A 4,400-nucleotide genomic window follows, 5' to 3' on the forward strand; every position below is an offset into this window, starting at 1 on the left:
GGGCGGGCCGGCCCCGGTGGCCGGGCGGGTTGCGGGTACACGTCTGCGGTCACGGGGACACCCCTCGGGAGGAAGGCGGGTTGGCGGCGGGCGGCGCGGTGCGGTGCGGCGGGCTAGCGGCCGTCGCGCTTCCGGTCGGTCCGCTCAGCCCGCTCTGTCCGGTCAGTCCGATCGGCCCGCTCTGCCCGGTCGGCGGCCAGCCGGCTGCGCCGCAGCAGCGCGACTCCCACCAGCACCAGGGCGGTGCCGGCCGCGGCCGCGAAGCCGAGGCCGGGCGAGCCGGTCGAGGCCAGTACGCCGCCGCCGGCCGCCGTCGGGGGGAGTCCGCCGCCTATGGGTCCGTACATGGTGGTTCCTCTCGTGAGGTCCGGTCGTGAGGTCGGGTCGTGAGGTCGGGTCGTGATGTCCGAGTCATCCCGATCTTTGCGATCTGGAGCCGTATGTTGCTGGGCCGATCGGATGATCGGATAGGTGCGCCGCGCCCATTCGGGTGGAAATCACCCGTTTGCCGCAACCGGCCGCGCGGGGGCATCGGCGAACCGGTATCCGTGGGCGAGACCGGCCGCCAAGTGGGCCCGGTACGGCGGGTCTTGATGCACCGGCACACGAACCACCGCCGGGCCCGTTCCGCTCCCGAGGCGGCCTCGGGCGGACCCCGGACGGCCTCCTGTCGGCCAAGTGGGTGACATTGTTCCCACCTATGGATCTTTCTGACGAATCCCCCCATATCGTCTGCTGATACTTCACCACCCCACCCCCTCGCCCCCTTCGGAGCGCCATGTCCTCGACCGACGTCGCCCTGGTCCTCGGAACCCGACCGGAGATCGTCAAACTCGCCGGAGTGGCCCGCCTCCTCGGCCCGCGGGCCCGCATCGTCTGGAGCGGCCAGCACTGGGACCCGGCCCTCACCACCACGTTCTTCGCCCAGTACGGCCTCCCCCGCCCGCACCACCTACTGAAGGGCGTCGGCGGCGAACCGCGCGGACGCCAAATAGGCCGGATGGTCAGCGCGTTGAGCGACCACCTCGCGGCCCGCCCGCCGGCCGCCGTCCTCGTCCAGGGCGACACCAACACCGCCGCCGCCGGCGCCCTCGCGGCCCACTGCGCGGGCATACCCGTCGTCCACGTCGAAGCCGGACTGCGCTCCTTCGACCCCGGCATGCCCGAGGAGGCCAACCGCCGCCTGATCGCCCCGCTCGCCGACCTGCACTGCGCGCCCACCGCGACGGCGGCGGCGCACCTGCTGCGCGAGGGGATCGAAGCCGACCGGGTGGTGATCACCGGCAACACCGTCGTCGAGGCGACCCTGGCGACCCTGCCCGCCGACGCCGAGGCCCACCGCATCGTCGCCGAACACGCCGTCACCCCCGGCGGCTACGTGCTCGCCACCATCCACCGCCCCGAGAACACCGACGACGCCGCGCGGCTCGCCCAGATCCTCGACCAGCTCGCCGCCCTGGACCTGCCAGTCCTGCTGCCGCTGCACCCCCGGACCAGGGCCGCCGTCGAGGCCTTCGGCCTGCGCGGCCCGGTCGCACGGCTGCGCCGGATCGAACCGCTGGACCACGCCGGGTTCCTCGCCCTGGCCCGGCACTGCCGGCTGCTGGTGTCGGACTCCGGCGGGGTCCAGGAGGAGTGCACGGTGCTCAAGCGCCCGCTCGTGGTGGTGCGCAACTCCACCGAGCGCCCCGAGGCCGTCCGGGCCGGCTTCGCCCGGCTCGCCCGCCCGGGCCACGAACTCGCCCGTGCCCTAAGGGAGTTGCTCGCCGACGAGGCCGTCGGCGAACGGCTGGCGCAGCTCCCCTCGCCCTACGGCGACGGGCGGGCGAGCGCCGAGATCGTCGCCGCCGTCCGCAGCCGCTACCTCGCCCCCGAGCCGCGCACCGAACAGCACACCGAACAGCGCCCGGAGCCCGACCGCACACCGGTCGCGGCCGCCGCCACCGGCGTCGGCGGACACCGCTGAGCGAGGGCGGACAGCCGCCGCCTCCAGGACCCGCCCGCAAACTGCCAGGCACGAAGGTGGCGGGTCGGACCCGTCGACCCCGCCCACCCCGGCTGGCAGGGTCGGAAGCAGCCCGCAACCGGCGGGATCGACCGCACCCGGGGGGCTCCCATGACGACGACATCCGACGGCCGGCCGGCCACCGGAGCGGGCGCGTCCGGGTGCCGGCCGCGGACCGCGGGCTGAGGCGGGCACCATGGACGACCGCTACGAGCGCCACTGCTTCGCCGACCCGCTGTTCTACGACGACCCCGCCCGCGCCGAGCACGCCGACGACCGCTTCGCCGCCGCCACCGCCCCGCTGCCGCCGGGCTGGGAGCGCCACGAGCACGGCCCCTGGATCAGCCTGCGGCCGCCGCACGCCCGACTCCCCGAGCAGGGCTGGAAGGTGCACGTCTCGGCCACCCCGGACGAGGCGGAGCAGGTCGTCGAGCAGGTCCTGGCGTACTGCCTGGAGCACGGGCTGACCTGGAAGTTCCTGCGCGGCCGGGCCACCGTGCTCGCCCTGAACAGCAAGTACGCCGACCGCCGCGCCAGCGGCAAGCTGATCACGCTCTACCCGGAGGACGACACCCGGCTGGCCCGGGTGCTGGACGACCTGTCCACCCTGCTGAAGGGCGTCCCCGGCCCCTACGTCCTGAGCGACCTGCGCTACCGGGAGGGCCCACTCTACCTGCGCTACGGCTCCTTCGTCGAACGCCACTGCACCGACGAGCGGGGCCGGCGCGTCCCGGCGATGCGCGGCCCGGACGGCGCACTGGTGCCCGACACCCGGGGCACCGTCTTCACCGTGCCGGACTGGGCTCCGGTGCCGGAGCTCGTCTCCGCCCAGCTCGCCGCCGACGCCGCGCGTGAGGCCGAGGCCCCGGCCGACTTCCCGTTCGAGGTCGTCAAGGCGCTGCACTTCTCGAACGGCGGCGGGATCTACCTGGCCACCGACCGGCGCGACGGCCGACAGGTGGTGCTGCGCGAGGCCCGCCCGCACGCCGGGCTCGACTACGCCGGCCGGGACGCGGTGCAGCGGCTGCTGAGCGAGCGCCGGGTGCTGGAGGCGCTGGCCGGGGTGGACTTCGTGCCCGCCCTGTACGAGTACCGGCAGGTCTGGGAGCACCACTACCTGGTCGAGGAGTACATCGAGGGCGAGCGGCTGGAGGACGTCTTCACCCGCACCTGCCCGCTCACCCACCCCGACCCGGACGAGGCCGAGCTGGCCGCGTACACCGACTGGGCGCTCGACGTGCTCGACCAGGTCGGCGGCATGCTGGCGGCGCTGCACGAGCGCGGGCTGGTCTTCGGCGACCTGCACCCCAACAACGTGATGGTCCGGCCGGACGGGCGCTGCGCGCTGGTCGACTTCGAGATCGCCTTCCCCGCCGACGACCCCGCCGCTCCCCCGCTGGGCGCGCCCGGATTCGTCTCGCCGAAGGCCCGGCGCGGAACCGCCGTGGACGCGTACGCGCTGGCCGCGCTGCGGCTCTACCTCTTCCTCCCGCTGAACATCCAGCTCGGGCTGGACTCGGGCAAGGCCGAGCTGGCCGGCCGGGAGATCTCCCGCCGCTACCCCGTGCCCGCCGGGTTCGGGGCCGGGGTGGCCGAGGCGCTGCACCGGGCGGCCGGCGGGAAACTGCCGGCGGGCGCCACCGAACGCGCTCCGGTGTCCGCCGACGGCGCCGCGGGGCCGGCTCGTCCGGCCTGGCCCCAGGAGCCCTCGGCGGACACCGCGGCCTGGCGCCCGGTGCTGGACTCGCTGGCCGCGGGCATCCTGGCGATGGCCACCCCGGACCGGACGGACCGCCTCTTCCCCGGCGACGTCGAACAGTTCGGCCCGGGCCACGGCGGCCTGGGACTGTCCTACGGCGCGGCCGGCGTCCTGTACGCGCTCCGGGCCTGCGGCCGCCCCGCCCCGCCCGAGCACACCGACTGGCTGGTGGCCCGCGCGAACGCCGCGGCCGACCTGCCGCCCGGCCTCTACGACGGGCTGACCGGCATCGCCTGGACGCTGGCCCGGCTCGGGGCGACCCGGGAGGCCGACACGCTGGTCGAGCGGCTGCTCGCCACCGAGGCCCCGGCCGATCCGGGTCTCGGCTCCGGACGGGCCGGCATCGCGCTCGGCCTGCTCGACCTGGCCGACGTGCTCGGCCGCGAGCGGCTCGCCGACCGGGCCCTGGCCCTCGGCCACGAGCTGGCCCGGGACGAGCCCGCACCGCGGCTGCGCGGCCTGCTGGACGGCTGGAGCGGGCAGGCCGCACTGTTCCTGCGGCTGTACGGGCACACCGGCGAGCGGCGCTGGCTGACGGCGGCCGAGGCGGCGCTCGGCCGCGAACTGGACGAGGCGGACGTCACCGACGGGATGCTCTTCCTGGTCGAGGACCGCCACCGCCGCAAGCTCCCGTAC

Annotated in this window: 3 protein-coding genes; 2 read left to right on the forward strand and 1 reads right to left on the reverse strand. The window is 75.5% G+C overall.

Annotated elements, in window-relative coordinates; all coding sequences use genetic code 11:
- Positions 1–113 precede the first annotated feature (113 nt).
- Complete coding sequence (locus AE652_RS33350) at positions 114–347, reverse strand: hypothetical protein (protein WP_049658435.1); 234 nt, start codon at positions 345–347, stop codon at positions 114–116.
- Between the two features lie 431 nt (positions 348–778).
- Here AE652_RS33350 and wecB point away from each other — a divergent pair, with 431 nt between their 5' ends.
- Both wecB and lanKC read left to right on the forward strand, forming a co-directional pair.
- Positions 779–1,966 carry a non-hydrolyzing UDP-N-acetylglucosamine 2-epimerase gene (wecB, locus tag AE652_RS33355; RefSeq protein ID WP_063780354.1) on the forward strand — a complete coding sequence of 396 codons (1,188 nt, stop codon included), beginning with the start codon at positions 779–781 and terminating at the stop codon, positions 1,964–1,966.
- Between the two features lie 235 nt (positions 1,967–2,201).
- On the forward strand, positions 2,202–4,400 hold a 2,199-nt coding region (gene lanKC, locus AE652_RS33360; RefSeq protein ID WP_049658438.1), incomplete at its 3' end, for a class III lanthionine synthetase LanKC.

It is taken from the genome of Kitasatospora sp. MY 5-36, from assembly GCF_001182915.1.
Classification (GTDB): Bacteria; Actinomycetota; Actinomycetes; order Streptomycetales; family Streptomycetaceae; genus Kitasatospora.

Coding starts and splice junctions, on each gene's coding strand:
- AE652_RS33350 (WP_049658435.1), bottom strand. CDS start 347: ATGTACGGACCCATAGGCGGCGGACTCCCCCCGACGGCGGCCGGCGGC.
- wecB (WP_063780354.1), top strand. CDS start 779: ATGTCCTCGACCGACGTCGCCCTGGTCCTCGGAACCCGACCGGAGATC.